This window comes from Bacillus lumedeiriae (genome assembly GCF_044891285.1).
Classification (GTDB): Bacteria; Bacillota; Bacilli; order Bacillales; family Domibacillaceae; genus Pseudobacillus; species Pseudobacillus lumedeiriae.
Map to the genome: position 1 here is coordinate 47,438 of NZ_JAUIYO010000014.1, position 19,627 is coordinate 67,064.

The following is a 19,627-nucleotide window of genomic DNA, read 5'->3' on the forward strand; positions in this document are numbered from 1 at the left end:
AAGAAAATATTAGTAGTCTTTTGTGATAGTAAGTATTAATAAGCATTCATCTAAATAAGCGTTGGATAACAGAAAAAGAACCCTCTGATGCTGTTCAACAGCTTCAGAGGGTTCTTTTTTCATTATCCCATTCGGCATTTTATTGACATGTAAAGCTGGACCGACATATAATGGTAACATGAATATATGAGTATATGGTCATATACGATAATGAAATTCTAAATTAAGCGGAAAAGTGCGTCAACTAAACGTAACTTTTTTTATTATTAAAAAATTTTTTAAAAAAAGAAGGTGATCATATGGGAGAAAGATCTATTAAAAGGGAGTTTGTTCTTGAAGGTCTTGATTGTGCCGGATGCGCAGCTAAAATTGAAAAAAACGTCAAAACAATTAATGGTGTAGACGAATGCTCAGTCAATTTTGTGACGAAAACTTTAACGATGAAAACAGCGGACGAAAAGAATGACACGGTTGTTTCAGAAGCAAAGCAGCTTATAAGTAAGCTAGAGCCCGACATTCGTATTAAAGATAAGGTAAAGGGATCCGCGGAAAGTCAGGTTTTGTTTTTAAAAGGGCTGGATTGTGCAAACTGCGCCGTAAAAGTGGAAGAGTACGTAAAAGGTATAAAAGGTGTTACAGCGGCAACTGTTGATTTTGTTTCAAAGAAGCTTATTATCGAGGCAGTGGACTTAAATACTATGAGTAAAATTGTAAGTGATGTTTCAGTCAGCATCCCAAAGATTGAACCGGATATAGAGGTTGTCATTGAACAAAATTCAGAAACATATGAAGGTGGAGAAAACTCACGTATTAAAAAAGTGATTTTCCGGCTGGCCGCGGCAGTCATTTTAGGGGCGGCTGGATTAATCGGTGGCTTTGGTACAGCTGTTGAGCTTCCTTTGTTTATTATCAGTTACTTGTTAGCAGGCGGCGATATTCTTTTAAAAGCCGGAAAAAATATCATACGAGGGCAAGTATTTGATGAAAATTTCCTTATGTCGATTGCAACCATTGGTGCATTTGCGATCGCTCAATATCCAGAAGGAATAGCAGTTATGTTATTCTACCAGGTTGGAGAATTGTTTCAAAGTATTGCTGTTAATCGTTCCCGAAAATCGATTAGTGACTTAATGGATATCCGGCCCGAATTTGCTGTCTTAAAAGTTGGAAATGAAACGAAGCGCGTAGCACCGGAAGCTATAAATGCCGGCGATATTATTATAGTGAAGCCAGGGGAGAAGATTCCGCTTGATGGATTGATCCTTGAAGGCCGTTCCATGGTTGATACATCTGCTTTAACAGGCGAGTCTGTTCCAAGAGAAGTAGAATCGGGAAATGAAGTGTTAAGTGGATTTATGAACACGAACGGGGTCCTAACGATTCAGGTAACCAAAACATATGGAGAGTCCACGGTAGCCAAAATTCTCGATTTAGTACAAAATGCAAGCAGCCGTAAAGCAGCCACAGAAAAATTCATCACACGATTTGCACGGTACTATACACCGGCTGTTGTGATCATTGCGGCCTTGCTTGCGGTTGTTCCTCCGCTTATTATCGAGGGAGCAGCTTTCTCTGACTGGGTTTACCGTGCGCTTGTTTTCTTAGTGATCTCTTGTCCATGCGCCCTTGTTGTCTCCATCCCGCTTGGCTTCTTCGGCGGAATCGGCGGAGCGTCCAAAAGCGGTATTCTCATAAAAGGCAGCAATTATTTAGAAGCATTAAATAGTGTGAAGTATGTAGTATTTGATAAAACTGGAACATTGACAAAAGGCGTATTTAAGGTGACAGGCATTGTACCAAAAGGTGATATGACGGAAGAACGTCTATTAGAATATGCCGCACTAGCTGAAAGTTATTCAAACCACCCGATTGCCCAATCCATTATAGCCGCCTATAGTAAGGAAGTAAATAAGGATGACATTGGAAATTATGATGAAATTGCAGGACATGGAATTAAAATTGAGGTGAATGGTAAAACGATTTTAGCTGGAAATAAAAAGTTAATGAGCAAAGAAGAGATTTCATATACAGAAGAAGATGGAATGGGAACAATCGTACATCTTGCAGTAGACGGGCAATATGTCGGTTACATTGTCATTTCTGACGAAGTGAAAGAAGACTCTAAAAAAGCAATAGAAAGTTTAAAAGCATTAGGTGTTAAAAAGACAATCATGTTGACAGGTGATACAAAAAAGGTCGGCGAAGCTGTTGGACAAAAGCTTGGGATAGATACAGTTCATGCTGAATTGCTGCCACATGAAAAAGTCGAACAGGTAGAATTACTAGATAGCCAAAAACAGAAAGGTGAAAAGCTTATTTTTGTTGGTGATGGAATCAATGATACACCTGTGTTAGCAAGAGCGGATATTGGTATTGCGATGGGCGGGTTAGGATCAGATGCAGCAATTGAAGCTGCAGATGTTGTCATCATGACGGATGAACCGTCAAAAATTGTCACTGCCATTAAAATCGCCAAACACACACGCAAAATTGTTTGGCAAAATATTATTTTCTCTCTCGGTACTAAAGGAATTGTCTTATTATTAGGGGCATTCGGACTTGCAACAATGTGGGAAGCTATTATATCTGATGTCGGTGTAACATTGCTTGCAGTACTTAATGCGATGCGGGCATTAAAAGTGGACCGTTTGTCATAAATGCGATAGGCACAGTGAGGGTTTAAAATATACATTCATTTATATGGAATGTTTAGGGAAAATAATATTCATGCTGTGATATCATTAAATAGAAAGCAGAGGCGTGAGGTATATGTCGAAATTAGATGATAATGATTTAATGGAAAAAAATAAACTAAACGATACACTAGATGAGGAAACACTATTCATGGTGTCTCAGACTTTTAAGGCCCTTTCGGATTCAACGAGGATCAAAATCCTTCATCTGTTAGCCAAAAGAGAACACTCTGTAAATGAAATAGCTGAACGACTAGAAATGTTACAATCTACGGTATCTCATCAATTGAGATTTCTTAAGAACTTAAGATTAGTGAAATTTCGCCGTGAAGGCACCACAATATATTACAGTTGTGATGATCAACATGTAATGGATATTCTTGAACAAACAATCAAACATGCACAGCATCAATAAGAAGAGGCTCAAGCAGAACGAGCGTCTTCTCAAGCGTTTATTGATAAATTTGCGAAATATTATATACTCGTATAGTGAACAAACGAAGCGGAAAAATCTATTAATTAGAATACATTTTGGAGTTGTGTTAAGAGAAAGATTCAGCATCTTTAAGAAGCTTTGTAATGAACAGCAAAATAACGGTCTGTTTAATTGTGCGCCAGTTCATGTTATAATAAAGAAATTAGGGATAATTACGACTTTTGCTCATAATTGAACGGATGCCAAGAAAAGCCTCCGCCTAGCAATAAAACATGGAGGTGTAAGAGAATGAATAAACGATGGACGATCGGTAAAATTAAAGAATTTGTTGAGAACAATTCGGAAAGTAAATTGCTAACGACCGAATATCACGGCTTTTCTCAAAAGTTATTATTTAAATGTGCATGTGGCAGCAATTTTGAAAAAACATTTACGAAATTTAAAAATAATCACCAACGTAAATGTGACGTGTGCCAACCGCCAAAAGCATCACGCTAAACGTATAGCGATTAAACGAAGCGGCAACTTCTATTAAATAGAAGTTGCCGCTTCGTTTATTTTAGAGAGGGAATGAGGGGCTTATCTTTGTGTCTGTCACAGCGATATCGTTGCATTGTATTACACTTTACGATTTTTAAGTTATATTGACAAGAACCGATAGTTTTCTGAAAGGTATCAAATACTGTGCCCTTACTAGCAGCTATAAAATTAGGGATATCCAAATGGTTTCCTAATTTTTATCATTTGAATTAAGAGAATTCCTCTAAATCCCAATCGTTGTAAGTGTATTTTTCATCCTCAGATATAGGTTTATAATCTTTACAAAAATCAAGAAGTTTTCTACTTCTTGTACTAAAAGATTTATCCTGTTTGGAGAAGGTTTTAATCACATCATCCCGATTGAGAAGAGCCTTATCTTTTAAGCAGAATATCTCATTTTCTAAATCACCGAATGGATTGAAATTACCGTGTTGGCAAGATTGACAACATGCGATACCGATGTTGTCTGGAAGTTCTTTCTGTAAATGCTTTACTGCATATTCAATAGAGTTGGATAACTTAGATTGGATTTGGTGAATATTCACTTTGACTTCAAAGTGAATATTTTGAAATTCGTCTTCATCTAATTGCTCGTAAAACATTTTTGTTAGTATGACTATGATTTTTCCGTCAATTATATAATTCACATTCAAAGTATCTACTTTCAATGGATAAGCCTCCTAATAAACTTATATAAATATAGATGGGGATATATATACTTTCTTATTTCCGAAATGAGAGCGATAACCTAGCAGGTAAGAGTGCCTGTAAAACAATCCAATTTGGCAGTCAATGGCTGTTATCTGTTTTCAAATAGGGCGCTTTAGGGTATAATGACAATTAGAATAACATATATTAAAAAAGACCATTTCGATGCTCTAACATCGAAATGGCCATACAATAGCAGGTTCCCAAAAGGGGATCGACATCATAGTTAGTTGCTAAAACCGTCTAGAGCCGGGAATCTCAAGGGCGGTTTTAGTTTTTGTTTTTAAATGACAGAATTGAAATGACAAGACTTGCAAAAGCAAGTGTAATCATTAATGACTCATATACTGTCATACGGCATCACCTCCCTCCTATAAACATGGAGGAGCGTGCCAACCACCCTTGAGAAAACCTATACTATTGTATTCTTATTATACCATTAATTCTCATATCATGTGGTCGTCGCTTTCTTAGATGACGGGGATCATTTTTGTCGGATTTCACCTGCCAACAGCAGCTCCAATCGGCTGTCCATCTATTTGATTTATAACAGATAGCACTTGAATATCAAAAGGCCCCAGCCCCCAGACTGTCGAAAAAACTAACAGTCTGGGGGCTTCTCTTTACTTTATTTATCCACTGCGTTAATTTATTATAATGGAAATAAGCAAGCTTTTATTAGCGATTGTATTAAAGCCAAGGAGAAAACAGATGAAGATTCGTTTTGGATATGTAGCTAATGCATTAGGATTATGGGATGCAAGTCCTTCAAAAACTTTAACTTTTGCACGGTATTCCGCTCTTCCTAGAAATGAACGAATGGAAAAGCTTAAATCTGTTGCTGCACAAAACCTGCATCATACTAAAAGAATTTTGTATTATAATATTGCGCATGAAATAGAATTATATCGGTTTTCAAGCTCACTTGTTCCATTAGCCACTCATCCGGAAGTGATGTGGGATTTTATCACCCCTTTCAAAAACGAATGGGCAGAGCTTGGACAATTAGTAAAGAAATTTAATCTTCGGCCGAGCTTTCATCCAAACCAATTTACTCTTTTCACAAGTCCCCGAGAAGAAGTCACTATCAATGCGGTGAAGGATATGGAATACCATTTTAAGATGCTCGAAGCGATGGATGTATTGGACAGGGGAATCATTAATATTCATATTGGGGGAGCGTACGGGGATAAAAACATGGCATTAAGGCGCTTTCACCAAAATATAAAAAGATTACCTCAAGAAATTAAACATCATATGACACTTGAAAATGACGATAAGACCTTTAATGTGGAGGAGACCGTCACTACTTGTGAAAAAGAACGTATTCCGATGATCCTTGATTATCATCATCATATGGCAAATAAAGGGGAAGTGGAACTTTCTCTTTATTTACAGCGCATATTTAATACGTGGAATGCTTCTAACGCGGTGCCAAAAGTTCACATATCCTCGCCAAAGACAGAACAAGCCTATCGTTCCCACGCTGATTTTGTCTCTTTAGAGTTTGTCCTTCCTTTCTTAAAAATGGCAAAGGGGCTTAATCAAGATTTTGACATTATGATCGAAGCCAAACAGAAAAACCTTGCCATGCATAATCTTATAGAAGAGATCGCTTCAATCCGGGGAGTTAAACGTATATCAGGTTCAGCGGTGGAATGGTGAGTGTAGACGGGGGTAAATGTTTATAACATTCTATCATGATGAGGCTGTCCGATAAGGGGTATTTTAGGACAGCCTCAAAGGAGTATACAGAATAGACTAATTTAGGTTACCTGCTCTTTTATAATGTAAGCTCTTGCGGCGGTTCACCTTCAGTGTTTAAAATACGAATAGTGTCCGGCTGAATTTCGAGAAATACGTAGTTCGGATCTTCTGGGCCGTTGAACCATTGATTAAAGGATTCATCCCAGAATTGTTTTTTCAGATTTTGTGAATCGTTAATGGAAGACGTTCCGGAAATTTGAACATAGGCATCGCCTTGGCCTTCATTTTCGTAGCCTAACAAGACAGAAACGAACGAATTTTTTTCTATTTCCTCTATTTTTTCAGTATCCTTTTTTGTTGGTGTATACAATGTTAATCCTTCATTGTAAAACGTCATATATCGGGAATGCGGCTTATTATTTTCAACTGATGAAAGGACGCCCGTTTTGTGATCAGAGATGATTTTCATTGCTTGCTCTTTTAGTTCTTGGCTGCTCATTGATTCTACTCCTTTTCTATACATTTTTTTACTTTTTATGTTGTCGCTCTATCTTTTCGTCTATGCTTCCTTCGGTGTAAGTGTCGGTTGCTTGTTCGTGAACGATGGCTAATCCTTGATCCGTTTCCTTCGAGCTTTCATAATCATTAAAGTGAAACGTTTTTCCTGCTGGTGTGTTTTCTTCTTTTTTCTTCATCTATGCGATCCTTTCTAAAATGTTGTCTGTTTAGTTTGTGAATGGTTGGCTCAAATGATTCATAGCCGGCTTTTTTCATTGATCATCGACATAGCGTCCGTAATCAGGAACAGCGACTTCTTCAAATTGGGAGACTAAATCATGAAGTCCTTCGTTTAATTCCCTGCCTGTTACTTCTACTCCATGCCCTGTTGCCGCAATATCAGGCTCAAGAGCAGCTAACTGAGCGACAGAAGATTTCGCTGCTTTCCAGTCAGTCGTTAAATAACGGGGAGGACCGTGAAACTCTTTCTCTTGTGTCAGAACTTTGTATAAGGCATCTTGCTTGACTGTTACAAAAGCATCCCCGGCAATGAGCACACGATCAGATGGCCGGAATAAAGAAATATGTCCGGGTGAGTGGCCCGGTGTATGATACCAGCGCCAGTCCGGCATAGGAGGAATTGTCCCATCTGCCGGTAAAGCGTTGATCCACTCTGTCACATTGATCGCTTCTGTCGGAAAAAGCGGCGACATTTTTGCTACTAGGCCGCCTTCAACGGACGCATCCGGCTCGGGGTAATCTCTTTTTCCTGTTAAATAAGGAAGTTCTAGTTCATGAGCATAAATAGGTACATCCCAATGCTGAACCAGCTCCTCTAACGCACCCACATGATCAAAATGACCGTGGGTTAAAATGATTGCTTTGGGCTTCGCATGCTGACCAAATAATTTTTCTGCCTCCCGAATAATTTTTTCAGCAGAGCGGGGCATCCCTGCATCTACGAGCACCCAGTCATCTTTAGTGCCGACAAAGAAGAGGTTGACAATTTGTACCGTATACATATGAATATCAGGCTGAATAGCCGCCAATCTGCCGCTGTTGACGGACGAAGCGGGGATCCACTTATCTTCCAATGTTCATTCCTCCTTATTGCTTTTTCTCTTTTACTATATCCGCCAATTGGAATAAAAAACGGAATAATTATAATAAAAAGCAGAAAGGACCAAAATCGTTATGGCTTTTCTGTTCACGTTTCATCCAAATGAAAAAATTCATAATACTTGTCCTTTTTTCATATGTTGTCATATAACTGATAGGGAGGGAAAGGGATGCAATTTTATTACGGTCCGCAAATGCCGCTCCGTATTTTAGATGAAGCGGAGTTTTGGAAGCACCAAGAGGAAGAACATACTGTCGTGATTAGAGAGCTTTTGCCTGATTTAGAGACAAAGTATGTCGATGCATTAAAGAAATGGGAAAGTGCGCTGGCAGATACGCATCAAAAAATTGTTCAGTTTATTGAAGCGTTGTCACGTTCAGGAAGCTATATTCCTGCTTCACTCCATCAGGAAGTATTAAAGTTAACCGAGTTTTGTTTAAAGCAAAGCATGGACTTTATTGAACTGTGCCGGCAGATTAGAGATCAAAGTAAAGCGGTGAAGGACAATAAAGTCGCTGTAGCAGTATTGAATCATATTATTCGGGAATCAGAGTATTTTATCGGTATTGCTCGTGCTTTATTATCTGCTTGAATCTAATTGTGAACAGTGAATAGAAAAAAGAGGATCAAAAAAATTTTGGTCCTTTTTTATTTTGTATAAGGAAGTCATATAATTATGGATTTCTCTATTTTACATAGAAGATTCGTTTATTCATTGAATAATGTGGTAAGAATGTTGAAAGAAGGAATAAAAGACAAAAAGGAGAGAAAAATATGGGCATTGCTAATATTGGTATACCTGGCTTAATTATCATTTTAGTCATCACATTGATTATTTTTGGACCAAAAAAACTGCCAGAGATCGGTGCTGCTTTTGGACAGACGTTGTCTGAATTTAAGCGTGGAGCTAATAAGTTAATGGAGGAAGAAGAAAGCAAGGAGAAGCTGAAAAAAGAGGAGCAGCTTCCAAAAGCATAAATAGGGGGTGAACAGGGTGGGGAACCCAGAAACCACGGAGGAAATGCCTCTTACTGTGCCAGAAGAGGAACAAACAGTCGTTGAGCATTTAACTGAATTAAGAAAAACGTTGATCTATTCCGTTGCTTGTGTTCTTTTGTTATTCGTTTGTATGCTTTTATTTATGCATAAAATTATCCCATTCCTGTCTCATGAGCATAAGCTGGTCATGCTTGGGCCTCTTGAAGTGGTGAAACTCTATGCTGGTATTGGTTTAGTGCTCGCACTCGGCTTGTCCGCTCCATTTATCTCCTGGCAGCTATGGCTGTTTTCACGGCCCGCTTTGACAAGGCAGGAAAGCAAAGCGGCCCTTCTGTTTTTACCGGCTATTTTCGGAAGCTTCTTGGCAGGAATCTCGTTTGGTTTTTATGTTGTTTTTCCGACGGTCTATTACTTTTTAATGGGGCTTGGGGAAAAAAACTTTGAAATGATGGTGACAGCGAAGGAGTATTTTCACTTTTTAGTGATGACGACTGTACCGATAGGGATTTTATTTGAAGTGCCGCTTTTATTAATGTTTTTAACAGCGATCCAGCTTGTGACACCTGCTAAACTAAAAAAAGCAAGAAAGTATGCGATACTTGTGCTTGCTGTGGTGTCTGCTTTAATTACACCGCCTGATTTTCTTTCACAGCTGATCGTTCTCATTCCGCTTATTTTGCTGTATGAAACAGGGATCATGTTGTCTGCATTCACAGTAAAGTGGATGAAACGCAGGCAAAATGCTCAAGCAAATGTCACATAATGAAAATTGTTTGATAGAAGAAAAGGTTGACTCAAAAATAAATCATCTAACCCTGCCGCGCTAATATACTGTATAGAGGAGGAACCAATATCTCCCATATATAATATATTGAAAATAAGGTTAGATTTTTTTGAGTCAGCCTCTTTATTTAGTCGGAGCTATCCTTTTTTTCCTTTTCCTCTTCCGTCGATATAAATGCACCCTTATGAGGGTCCCACTTTCTGCCGCTCTTTTGCTCGTTTAATCCATAAATCGTATGATGAATTAAATCCCTAGATACCACGGTTGCGCCCGTTACGAGTATCCCTTGAACGACAGATTCTATTGCAAAGCCATAATGCAGCAGACAGGCGATAACAGCAAAAGATAATTTTATCCAAGCATGGCTCCAAAAAGGTATATGAGGTGTTTGTCTTAAGAGCAAACCGATAAAATACAACACAGGAACTAAAATGAACGCATCGGACCTAATATACATATGAAAATCCATCTGTCTTCTCTCCCTGAAGTTCTTAGGCAGTACAAATAAACCTGAAATAATATATTCCAAGCCTCGACTCTTTGTGTGTTTATTTACCACATAAAATGTGATTAATTAAGAATGAAAAAGAAGACTTTTCCGAATATGTAAAAACGATCCCGTTTCAATGGGGATCGTCATTTCTCGCCAAATTTCATAAATGTCATTTCATCTTCGACCAATCCGCAGACAGCGCATTGGATTCTTCGTGCCGGACCATTATAAACGGTATGAAGAGGGCCTGGATTGTCGGTACTTTCAAAACGTTCGATGACTTCTCCCGTCTGAGGGTCTAATCTGACTGCATGGGCAACTTGTTCAACAATATTAAATCTGGACCGGTTCGTTTTGCAGTTTGGACAACAGTATCGAGTACTCATAAGAACCTCCTATTCTACATGTTAGTAAGTATGATGCCCAAAAACAGTAATGATTATGAAGTCTCTATGTGAACAAGGCTGTCCCATTAAGCAGGGACAGCCTTTTTGCATGGATTGAATGATCAACCGACGTGTTGATACATTTCTTTTACTTGTTTTTGCAAGTCAGCGTTCTCTAAATATTCATCGTAAGTCATCTCTTTATCGATCAGTCCGTTCGGCGTAATATCCATGATCCGGTTGGCGATCGTTTGGATGAATTGATGGTCATGAGAAGCGAAAATCATAGACCCTTTAAAATTCGATAAACCATTATTTAAAGCAGTGATAGATTCAAGGTCTAAATGGTTTGTCGGCTCATCTAACAGCAGGACATTCGCACCTGAAAGCATCATTTTTGATAGCATACAGCGTACTTTTTCTCCTCCCGATAAGACATTCGCTTTTTTTAGGGCTTCTTCACCAGAGAAAAGCATGCGTCCTAAAAATCCGCGCAGGAAGCTTTCACTTTCATCTTCAGGAGAATACTGGCGCAGCCACTCAACTAGTGTTAATTCTGAGCCGTCGAAGTAATTACTGTTGTCTTTCGGAAAGTATGATTGGCTCGTTGTAACGCCCCATTTGTACGTTCCACTGTCTGCTTCCATTTCACCGGCTAAGATTTTGAACAGCGTTGTTTTAGCGAGCTCGTTCGTTCCAACGAGAGCGATCTTATCATCTTTATTCATAATAAAGCTGAGATTATCTAATACTTTGACGCCATCAATCGTTTTTGTCAGCCCTTCTACACGAAGAAGGTCATTCCCGATTTCACGTTCTGGTTTAAAGTGGACGTACGGATATTTACGGGAAGAAGGCTGAATATCGTCCAGTGTGATTTTGTCAAGAAGCTTCTTCCGGGATGTCGCTTGCTTCGACTTTGACGCATTGGCACTAAAGCGGGCAATGAACGCTTGCAGTTCTTTAATCTTTTCTTCTTTCTTTTTATTCGCATCTTGTGCCATTCTTGATGCGAGCTGGCTTGATTCATACCAGAAGTCATAGTTACCAACATAAATTTGGATCTTACCGAAATCAAGGTCGGCAATGTGTGTACATACTTTGTTTAAGAAGTGACGGTCATGGGAAACGACAATAACCGTGTTTTCAAAGTGGATTAAAAAATCCTCCAGCCATTGAATCGCTTGGATATCCAAATGGTTCGTCGGCTCGTCCAGCAGTAAGACATCCGGCTTTCCAAAAAGAGCCTGTGCCAATAACACTTTTACTTTTTCAGAACCAGTTAATTCCGCCATTTTTTTCGTATGAAGGTCTTCAGACACGCCAAGGCCTTTTAAAAGAATAGCGGCTTCAGATTCTGCTTCCCAGCCGTTTAATTCAGCAAACTCGCCCTCAAGCTCCGCCGCTTTCATGCCGTCTTCATCTGTAAAGTCTGCTTTCATGTAAATCGCATCTTTTTCCTGCATAACTTCATAAAGACGTGTATGCCCCATAATGACTGTTTTTAATACTTCTTCTTCTTCATATTCAAAGTGGTTCTGTTTTAACACAGCCATACGGGAGCCTGGTGTCATGGAAACATGGCCCGTTTGAGACTCTAATTCTCCTGATAAAATTTTCAGGAACGTAGATTTTCCAGCTCCGTTTGCCCCAATTAACCCGTAACAGTTCCCCGGAGTAAATTTAATGTTAATATCTTCGAATAATTTCTTATCGCCGAAGCGTAAACTGACATCTTGTACAGTAATCAATATTGTTCGTCCTCCATTTATCTATAATCGTATCGATTATATCATCTTATAGAAGGAAAGGGGAAGGTTGTTCTGCATAGCAGTTCAAAGACTTTTATGCACGAAACCCGTCAAGCGTATCAAGAGCAGCGGCAGGGAACATTCTTGAAGCATAAATATTTAAATGAAAATAATTCTTAAATCAAGGCACATGTACGCATAGTTGGCATATGAATGAGTATGTGAAAAAACAAAATGATTTTTCCGGCCATATATCTCTAATTAGAGATATATCAATATGAGGTTTGGAGGGAGGGTGTGAAAATATTTAATCAGCTTGTGAGAGAACAGAGCTCTTTCAGGAACTTTAAAAATTATTAGGAGGAATGGAACATGGTAGACATGGGATTATTACTGATTCGTTTAGTGATCGGTTTAGCTTTTGTAGGACACGGTGCTCAAAAACTATTTGGCTGGTTTGGAGGATATGGTTTAAAAGGAACGGGGGGCTGGTTCGAATCTATTGGTATGAAACCTGGAATCATAATGGCGTTATTGGCTGGTCTAGCAGAGTTCGCAGGCGGAGCAATGTTTGCACTGGGACTTTTCACGCCCCTTGCTGGAGTAATCATTGCTGGAACGATGTTCATGGCTATTGTTAAAGTTCATGGCCAGAATGGATTTTGGGCTGCGCAAAATGGTTATGAGTATAACTTAGTATTGATAGCAGCTGCCATTGGTGTCGGAATGATTGGTCCTGGTCAATATGCTTTGGATGCTCTCTTGTAAGAAAGTAACAGGTGAAGTGAGTCATTCCTATTGTTGAGGAATTTAATAAGTTAATGTGTAAAAGAATTTCAAATGCAGAACTTATGCAAGTTATGAAACCTTTTTTGTCATTCATTTCTAAATTAAACAGAGAATACTGTGCAGATCATGATGTACTAAAGGGATACACCCGGCTTTTTTTCACCAGTTGTATCCCTTTGTCGATAGGTGTTCTTAATAGAACGCAATACATTTTTATCACCTATTTATAGGTGAATTCCCGCCCAAATTCGCTGCCAAGAAAGTGATCTTGAAATCGAAAAGAAAGGTGGTTTCCTACACCATGACAATGTTTGCAGACTCTGCTTGCGCGGAACCCTCTGATCAGAGGAACTCTTCCGAATCCATTGCACTCTTCACAAACCCGTTTATACGTCATCAAATTCCCCCTTTCAAAGGTAATCAATGAACATGCTTTTTCTCATTATACCCACTAGACAGGCTGTTTAATCTGTAAGTTAATGAATCCCTATCTTCGTTCATCTCTAGGTTTCTTTATAAAACATCTTCCGTTGTAAAATAAAAAGGAAATTATTTTAAAAATGGGTTTGACTTTAAGGAATTTTCTGATAAGATTATCTATATTCATTAAATCCCATCTGTAAAGTAGGTGTTTGAAATAATTACATATCAACAGTGGAATGAAAATACGCTGCCCTCGTTTCCGGAAGACAGTGAGACAAAGGGGGCGTTAGAAACTCTTGAATGGTCTTATAAGGAGTTCGGAGAGAATCTCGTCTATGCATGCAGCTTCGGGATCGAAGGGATTGTGCTGATTGATTTAATCTCCAAAGTAAAGCCTGATGCGAATATTATTTTTTTAGATACAAATTACCACTTTAAAGAGACCTACGATATTATCGATGAAGTGAGAAAAAATTATCCGACGCTTCGGATTCATATTCAGCAGCCCGAATTAACCATTGAAGAGCAGAACACATCGTACGGCCAAGATTTATGGAAAACGGATCCGAATCAATGCTGTCACTTAAGAAAAATTAGTCCGCTGGAAAAAGCGCTCGATCCAGCCATTGCATGGATTTCCGGATTAAGAAGAGAGCAGTCGGAAACGAGAAAACATACGAATTTTTTAAATCAAGATCACAGATTCAAAAAAGTGAAGGTATGTCCATTGATCCATTGGACATGGAAAGATGTATGGCGCTATGTCACGAAGCATGAACTTGCATACAACCGCCTGCACGACCAAGGCTATCCAAGCATTGGCTGTGAAACATGTACAAAGCCAGCTTACTCCTTGGAAGATATGCGTTCTGGCAGATGGTCAGGTTCTGGAAAAACCGAATGTGGACTGCATACGAATTAATTTTTTTTAGTTTTAATTCATAGTAATTTTATGTGTTTAATAAATTTAGGAGGGATATTTAATGACTCAAAGTGTACCGCACGGAGGAAAATTAGTCCAATTATTTAATCCGGAGTTAAACATTGTAGATATTCATAAAGAAATTGAACTGGATCAGACTGCACTTAGTGATTTGGAATTGATCGGAACAGGGGCTTACAGTCCGTTAACAGGTTTTTTAACGAGCAAAGATTACGAATCGGTTGTTTCGAATATTCGTCTGGGGGACGGAACCGTTTGGAGTCTGCCGATCACTCTTCCTGTGACGGAAGAAAAGGCTGCTTCACTCGCTGAAGGCGATCGTGTACTGCTCGTTCATAGCGGGGTTCCGTATGGCGTGCTGGATATTAAAGAGATTTATCGACCGGATCAGCAGCATGAAGCACAAGAGGTGTATAAGACGACCGATACTAATCATCCTGGGGTTAAGAAATTATTAGATCGAGGTTCTGTTTACGTTGGGGGACCGATTACATTGATTCGCCGTATTGAGCGAAGAGAGTTTAGCGAGTTTTACTTCGATCCGGCAGAAACGAGAGCCATTTTTAAAGAAAAAGGCTGGGAACGCATTGTCGGCTTTCAAACGAGAAATCCTGTTCACCGTGCCCATGAATATATTCAAAAAACAGCCCTTGAGATTGTCGACGGTCTTCTATTAAACCCGCTCGTCGGTGAAACGAAATCGGATGATATTCCTGCGGATGTCCGAATGGAAAGCTATCAAGTACTGTTAAAAGATTATTATCCACAAGATCGTGTGAAACTGGCTGTCTTCCCAGCTGCCATGCGTTATGCCGGTCCGAGAGAAGCCATTTTCCATGCGCTTGTCCGCAAGAATTACGGATGCACACATTTTATTGTCGGCCGTGATCACGCTGGAGTCGGCAATTACTATGGCACGTATGACGCTCAAAAGATTTTTGGCCAGTTTACCGAAGAAGAAATCGGGATTACGCTGCTCTTTTTTGAACATAGCTTTTACTGCGAAAAATGCGAAAGCATGGCTTCTGCTAAAACGTGCCCGCATGATCAGGAGCATCATGTGATTCTTTCAGGCACGAAAGTAAGAGAAATGCTGCGCGCTGGAGAGGTGCCGCCATCGACATTCAGCCGAAAAGAAGTCATTGAAGTGTTAATCCGCGGGCTTCGGATTAAGGAAACTGTACAATAGGAGGGGAAAAGAATGAGTACGAATATCGTTTGGCACGATCAAGCGTTGACAAAGCATGATCAGCGGATAAAAAATAAGCACCATAGCGCCGTCTTTTGGTTTACCGGCTTATCAGGGTCAGGAAAATCGACGGTTGCCAATGCAGCAGCGAAACGGCTTCACGAGCTTGGTGTGAACACATATGTACTTGATGGCGATAATATCAGGCACGGATTAAATAAAGATCTGGGTTTTTCAGATGAAGACAGACAAGAAAATATCCGCCGCATTGGTGAAGTAGCTAAATTATTTGTCGACAGCGGTCAGCTGGTATTTACCGCATTTATTTCGCCGTTTAAGGAAGATCGGGAAACGGTTCGCCAGCTGCTTGAACAAGATGAATTTATTGAAGTGTTCGTCAGCTGTCCGCTCGAGGAGTGTGAGGAACGTGATCCAAAAGGACTTTATAAAAAAGCGCGAAATGGAGAAATCCCTGAATTCACTGGCATTTCCTCACCATATGAAGCACCAGATGCGCCGGAACTTATTTTAGAGACAAATCGCTACTCAGTAGATGAATGCGTCGATCAGCTGATTAATTTTATTAAAGAAAATAACTGGCTATAGCACAAACATGCAAAGAAATACAGCGGGTTCCTATTCCCGCTGTTGCTTGAAAGAAATAAATTGGAGGTGGCCAATATGGCAAAAGTGTGGTTAGTAGGAGCGGGCCCCGGCGATCCGGACTTAATTACGGTGAAAGGCTTAAAGGCCATTAAAGAAGCAGATGTTATTTTATATGATCGGTTAATCGGCGCGGAATTGCTGGAATATGCGAAGCCGGAAGCAGAATTAATTTTTTGTGGAAAGCTGCCGGATCATCACCATCTCCAGCAGGAAACGATCAATTACCTGCTCGTTAAACATGCGAAGCAAGGAAAAAACGTCGTTAGGTTAAAAGGCGGAGATCCATTTGTGTTTGGACGCGGCGGCGAAGAAGCTGTGTTTCTTGCCGAGCATGGCGTTCCTTTCGAAATCATTCCAGGCATTACTTCTGGAATTGCTGCTCCTGCTTATGCCGGCATTCCTGTTACTCACCGTGACCACAGTGCTTCTTTTGCCATTGTTACCGGCCATCGCCGCGAAGGGGAAAATGAGGAATTGAAGTGGTCAGCTTTAGCGAATGGCATCGATACGATTGCGATTTATATGGGGGTAAAAAACCTTCCTTATATTCAAGAAAAGCTGATGACACATGGTAAATCTCCGCAAACGCCCGCCGCTTTAATTCATTGGGGAACAACGAAGGAACAAAGAACGGTGACAGGCACACTTGGAACGATTGGGGATGTGGCGAGAAAAGAAGGGATAACCAACCCAAGCATGATTATCATTGGAGAGGTTGTGCAGATGAGGGAGAAGATTCAATGGTTTAATGAATGGGATGCCCGTACAGCACTAGCAGCAGGTGCTGATCAATGAAAGCCGTTCTCTATATTTGCCATGGCAGCCGGATAAAGAAGGGTCGGGACGAAGCGCTTGCTTTTATTGAGCAGACCATACCATTTATGGATGTGCCGATCCAAGAGGCGTGTTTTTTGGAGCTGGCTCACCCGACGATTGAGCAGGGAATCACCCGCTGTGTAGAACGCGGAGCAACGGAAATCATTGTTTTTCCATTCTTACTGCTTGCGGCGGGTCATGCGAAGAAAGATATTCCAATGGAGCTGGAGAGGGCAAGGTTTAAATTTCCCTCTGTAACCTTCCGTTATGCAAAGCCGCTCGGTGTTCACGAAGCGATGGTTGATATATTAGTGGAGCGGATGAAGGAAACGGGTCAGCCTATTTTACCTAGTGCGTCTGTATTAATTGTCGGGCGGGGAAGCAGTGATCCGCAGATCCTTGATGATTTTGCGAGGATTCGCGATTTGTTCCGTCATAAAACCAAGATAAGAGATGTGAATATTGGATATTTGGCAGCAGCTTCCCCTTCATTTAAAGAAGAACTGGAGCGGCTCCATCGTCAACACCCGGTCCAGTTATGGGTGCTGCCTTATCTATTATTTACAGGGGTTTTGTCCAAAAAAATGGAAAAAGAAATTACGCTTCTTCATTCACCGGAATCTATCATTTTAACGAAATGTCTCGGTTATCATTCGTCCATCAGAAAAATTATGAATGACCGTATTAAAGAAGCAGATTCAACAGGAGGACATCAGTATGTTTCCAATCATGGTTGATTTATCGAATGAAAAAATTGTGGTTGTCGGCGGCGGAGAGATTGCTTTACACAAAATAAAGAATATTTTGCGGTTTGGACTGCATGTGCACGTAGTGAGTCCGGCCATTCATCCCGAAATAGAAAAGCTGGCCGATCAAGGGCTCGTAACAATTAAACAAAAGTATGTGGAAGAGGAAGACTACGATGATGCTTTTCTAGTCATTACTGTTACGAATTCTAGTGAAGTGAATAACGAAGTAGCAAGAAAAGCAAAAGCCGTTGGGAAGCTCGTTATTCATACGGAACAGCCTGATCTTGGTAATAGTACAATTCCCGCCTCATTGCAGCGGGGGCGTCTCATTCTCAGCGTATCTACCGGCGGTGCAAGCCCTACCCTGGCCAAACAAATAAGAAATCAGCTAGAGGAGCAATATGACGAGTCTTATGAAGATTATCTTGATTTTTTATATGAGGTAAGGCAGGTTGTTAAGAAAATAGAGCCTGATCGTACGGTACGCCGCCATTTGTTGAAAATAGCCGCTGATCCTGTTTTTTATAAAGATAGGGAAAGAAGAGAAGCATTTTTACAGGAAATTCGGCCGTTTGTTTATATCACACAATGACAATTAGGAGGGGAGAGGCATGGAACGGTTTATCATATTAGCACTTGTTGGGCTCGCAGCCCAGCTTGTAGATGGGGCACTTGGAATGGGATATGGTCTTACATCAACAACACTGTTGCTTACTGCAGGCATCGCACCTGCGATCGCTTCTGCTTCTGTTCATACAGCAGAGGTCGTAACGACGGCTGCTTCAGGAATGGCACATATGCGGTTTGGGAATGTAGATAAACAAATGGCCAAACGCCTCATTATCCCCGGATCTATCGGTGCATTTTCAGGAGCGACTTTTTTAAGCCAATTAACAGGCGACTATGTCAGATTGTATGTATCTATCTTTTTATTCTGCCTGGGGGTTTACATACTGGCGCGCTTTTTATTTTTGAAAGATGCCCGTAAACAGGAACATAAAGCACTTACTAATAAATTCTATTTACCCCTTGGATTTGTCGCCGGCTTCTTTGATGCGAGCGGCGGGGGAGGATGGGGGCCAATCGCTACACCGGCCTTGTTATCTCAAAAAGGAATGGAAGCAAGAAAAGTCATTGGAACGGTCAGTGCCAGCGAATTTGCAGTTGCTGCTTCAGCGACTGCTGGATTTATGATCTCGCTCGGAGTAGGCAACATCAATTGGCTTTGGGCAGGAGCAATCATGCTTGGCGGTGTCATTGCTGCGCCAATTGCAGCATGGATTGTGAAAAATCTTCCAACGAAAATGCTAGCTGTAATTGTAAGCGGAATGCTGATCTTTACAAATGTGAAGGCAATACTAAGCTACACAACTATTGACCATACGATCCAAAATACGATATACGGAGTGATTATTATTATATGGTCATATCTCACATTCCACGTAGCTCAGCAAGAACGCAAACTAAAACTTGAAATAATGCAGCTAGACTTACAAAAATCTAAAAAAACATCCTAAACTTATTTCTAGGATGTTTTTTTATGAGCCGAATTCAAATCCAAAATAAACGTTAAGTAATTCTATTGTTTTTATAAAAAATCTCAATATTAGTAGTTTACTTATGAAATGAGATGGAAAACAAATAACTTCCCATATTTTATATTATGTTAACTAGAATTTTTATTAATCTTTAAATACTCCATTTACTCTTTTATGAAACCCTGGATCCTCCCTCACCTATTTGAGAAATGTATTCTTTTGAACACCAATGGTTTTGTGCGTTTTCTCAATACAAACATCGATTTTATATTCTATTCGATTACTGCAGCTCTAGTCATTTTTAAAGAGCGGTCACTTCATTTATTATGTAACGTTAAACTTTCGTTTGATATATAAATTTTTATCTGTGTATATTAAAATCTAATTGAGCATCTACCG

23 protein-coding genes are annotated in these 19,627 nt (G+C 40.0%); 15 read left to right on the plus strand and 8 right to left on the minus strand.

Going from position 1 to position 19,627, the window contains the following annotated elements; translation table 11 throughout:
- Positions 1–299 precede the first annotated feature (299 nt).
- The 3 genes from QYG89_RS13915 to QYG89_RS13925 all read left to right on the plus strand — a co-directional run bounded on the left by QYG89_RS13915 (position 300) and on the right by QYG89_RS13925 (position 3,627).
- Positions 300–2,657, plus strand: coding sequence for a heavy metal translocating P-type ATPase (locus QYG89_RS13915; protein WP_404318322.1), 2,358 nt, complete (start codon positions 300–302; stop codon positions 2,655–2,657).
- A gap of 139 nt (positions 2,658–2,796) precedes the next feature.
- Positions 2,797–3,108 carry an ArsR/SmtB family transcription factor gene (locus QYG89_RS13920; RefSeq protein WP_404318356.1) on the plus strand — a complete coding sequence of 104 codons (312 nt, stop codon included), beginning with the start codon at positions 2,797–2,799 and terminating at the stop codon, positions 3,106–3,108.
- 309 nt (positions 3,109–3,417) lie between these two features.
- Entirely contained in the window at positions 3,418–3,627 is a 210-nt protein-coding gene (locus QYG89_RS13925; protein WP_120032050.1) for a hypothetical protein, read from the plus strand.
- A gap of 251 nt (positions 3,628–3,878) precedes the next feature.
- On the opposite strand, the gene QYG89_RS13930 is transcribed toward QYG89_RS13925, so the two are convergent.
- Together QYG89_RS13930 and QYG89_RS13935 are read right to left on the minus strand one after the other, a co-directional pair.
- A complete protein-coding gene (locus QYG89_RS13930; RefSeq protein WP_404318324.1) occupies positions 3,879–4,337 on the minus strand; it encodes a hypothetical protein in 459 nt (152 codons plus the stop codon).
- A gap of 310 nt (positions 4,338–4,647) precedes the next feature.
- Positions 4,648–4,731, minus strand: a complete 84-nt coding sequence (locus QYG89_RS13935) for a putative holin-like toxin (RefSeq protein ID WP_404318358.1) — start codon at positions 4,729–4,731, stop codon at positions 4,648–4,650.
- A gap of 357 nt (positions 4,732–5,088) precedes the next feature.
- Here QYG89_RS13935 and uvsE point away from each other — a divergent pair, with 357 nt between their 5' ends.
- Positions 5,089–6,042 carry a UV DNA damage repair endonuclease UvsE gene (gene uvsE, locus QYG89_RS13940; RefSeq protein WP_404318326.1) on the plus strand — a complete coding sequence of 318 codons (954 nt, stop codon included), beginning with the start codon at positions 5,089–5,091 and terminating at the stop codon, positions 6,040–6,042.
- A gap of 118 nt (positions 6,043–6,160) precedes the next feature.
- Here uvsE and QYG89_RS13945 read toward each other — a convergent pair whose 3' ends face one another.
- The 3 genes from QYG89_RS13945 to QYG89_RS13955 all read right to left on the minus strand — a co-directional run bounded on the left by QYG89_RS13945 (position 6,161) and on the right by QYG89_RS13955 (position 7,676).
- Positions 6,161–6,583, minus strand: coding sequence for a pyridoxamine 5'-phosphate oxidase family protein (locus QYG89_RS13945; RefSeq protein WP_404318328.1), 423 nt, complete (start codon positions 6,581–6,583; stop codon positions 6,161–6,163).
- A 28-nt stretch (positions 6,584–6,611) separates the two neighbouring features.
- Positions 6,612–6,779 carry a YozQ family protein gene (locus tag QYG89_RS13950; RefSeq protein WP_404318330.1) on the minus strand — a complete coding sequence of 56 codons (168 nt, stop codon included), beginning with the start codon at positions 6,777–6,779 and terminating at the stop codon, positions 6,612–6,614.
- A gap of 75 nt (positions 6,780–6,854) precedes the next feature.
- The gene (locus tag QYG89_RS13955; RefSeq protein ID WP_404318332.1) at positions 6,855–7,676 is read right to left on the minus strand and encodes an MBL fold metallo-hydrolase; all 822 of its coding nucleotides are present in this window, start codon (positions 7,674–7,676) and stop codon (positions 6,855–6,857) included.
- Positions 7,677–7,871: 195 nt separating this feature from the next.
- Between QYG89_RS13955 and QYG89_RS13960 the strand changes: the two genes are divergently transcribed.
- From QYG89_RS13960 to tatC, 3 genes are all read left to right on the plus strand, one after another.
- Positions 7,872–8,294, plus strand: a complete 423-nt coding sequence (locus QYG89_RS13960; protein WP_404318333.1) for a DUF2935 domain-containing protein — start codon at positions 7,872–7,874, stop codon at positions 8,292–8,294.
- A 182-nt stretch (positions 8,295–8,476) separates the two neighbouring features.
- Positions 8,477–8,680, plus strand: a complete 204-nt coding sequence (gene tatA, locus QYG89_RS13965) for a twin-arginine translocase TatA/TatE family subunit (protein ID WP_404318334.1) — start codon at positions 8,477–8,479, stop codon at positions 8,678–8,680.
- Positions 8,681–8,696: 16 nt separating this feature from the next.
- Positions 8,697–9,464: a twin-arginine translocase subunit TatC gene (gene tatC / locus QYG89_RS13970; protein WP_404318335.1), complete on the plus strand. Its 768-nt coding sequence runs from the start codon at positions 8,697–8,699 to the stop codon at positions 9,462–9,464.
- Positions 9,465–9,612: 148 nt separating this feature from the next.
- Here tatC and QYG89_RS13975 read toward each other — a convergent pair whose 3' ends face one another.
- The 3 genes from QYG89_RS13975 to QYG89_RS13985 all read right to left on the minus strand — a co-directional run bounded on the left by QYG89_RS13975 (position 9,613) and on the right by QYG89_RS13985 (position 12,115).
- Positions 9,613–9,954 (minus strand): phage holin family protein, encoded by a 342-nt coding sequence (locus tag QYG89_RS13975; protein WP_404318336.1) that lies wholly within the window; start codon positions 9,952–9,954, stop codon positions 9,613–9,615.
- A gap of 167 nt (positions 9,955–10,121) precedes the next feature.
- Complete coding sequence (locus QYG89_RS13980; RefSeq protein ID WP_404318338.1) at positions 10,122–10,364, minus strand: DNA alkylation repair protein; 243 nt, start codon at positions 10,362–10,364, stop codon at positions 10,122–10,124.
- 122 nt (positions 10,365–10,486) lie between these two features.
- Positions 10,487–12,115, minus strand: a complete 1,629-nt coding sequence (locus QYG89_RS13985; RefSeq protein ID WP_404318340.1) for an ABC-F family ATP-binding cassette domain-containing protein — start codon at positions 12,113–12,115, stop codon at positions 10,487–10,489.
- Between the two features lie 372 nt (positions 12,116–12,487).
- Between QYG89_RS13985 and QYG89_RS13990 the strand changes: the two genes are divergently transcribed.
- The 8 genes from QYG89_RS13990 to QYG89_RS14025 all read left to right on the plus strand — a co-directional run bounded on the left by QYG89_RS13990 (position 12,488) and on the right by QYG89_RS14025 (position 19,207).
- Positions 12,488–12,883: a DoxX family protein gene (locus tag QYG89_RS13990; RefSeq protein ID WP_404318341.1), complete on the plus strand. Its 396-nt coding sequence runs from the start codon at positions 12,488–12,490 to the stop codon at positions 12,881–12,883.
- A 658-nt stretch (positions 12,884–13,541) separates the two neighbouring features.
- The gene (locus tag QYG89_RS13995; protein WP_404318360.1) at positions 13,542–14,249 is read left to right on the plus strand and encodes a phosphoadenylyl-sulfate reductase; all 708 of its coding nucleotides are present in this window, start codon (positions 13,542–13,544) and stop codon (positions 14,247–14,249) included.
- A gap of 61 nt (positions 14,250–14,310) precedes the next feature.
- Entirely contained in the window at positions 14,311–15,459 is a 1,149-nt protein-coding gene (gene sat, locus QYG89_RS14000; RefSeq protein ID WP_404318343.1) for a sulfate adenylyltransferase, read from the plus strand.
- A 12-nt stretch (positions 15,460–15,471) separates the two neighbouring features.
- Entirely contained in the window at positions 15,472–16,065 is a 594-nt protein-coding gene (gene cysC / locus QYG89_RS14005) for an adenylyl-sulfate kinase (RefSeq protein WP_404318345.1), read from the plus strand.
- 75 nt (positions 16,066–16,140) lie between these two features.
- Positions 16,141–16,920 (plus strand): uroporphyrinogen-III C-methyltransferase, encoded by a 780-nt coding sequence (gene cobA, locus QYG89_RS14010; RefSeq protein ID WP_404318346.1) that lies wholly within the window; start codon positions 16,141–16,143, stop codon positions 16,918–16,920.
- Positions 16,917–17,678, plus strand: a complete 762-nt coding sequence (locus QYG89_RS14015; protein WP_404318348.1) for a sirohydrochlorin chelatase — start codon at positions 16,917–16,919, stop codon at positions 17,676–17,678. Before cobA ends, QYG89_RS14015 begins: the two co-directional genes overlap by 4 nt.
- Positions 17,659–18,282, plus strand: coding sequence for an NAD(P)-binding protein (locus QYG89_RS14020; RefSeq protein WP_404318349.1), 624 nt, complete (start codon positions 17,659–17,661; stop codon positions 18,280–18,282). The genes QYG89_RS14015 and QYG89_RS14020 overlap by 20 nt, the downstream gene beginning before the upstream one ends.
- A 19-nt stretch (positions 18,283–18,301) precedes the next feature.
- Complete coding sequence (locus tag QYG89_RS14025) at positions 18,302–19,207, plus strand: sulfite exporter TauE/SafE family protein (RefSeq protein WP_404318351.1); 906 nt, start codon at positions 18,302–18,304, stop codon at positions 19,205–19,207.
- Positions 19,208–19,627: the final 420 nt, after the last annotated feature.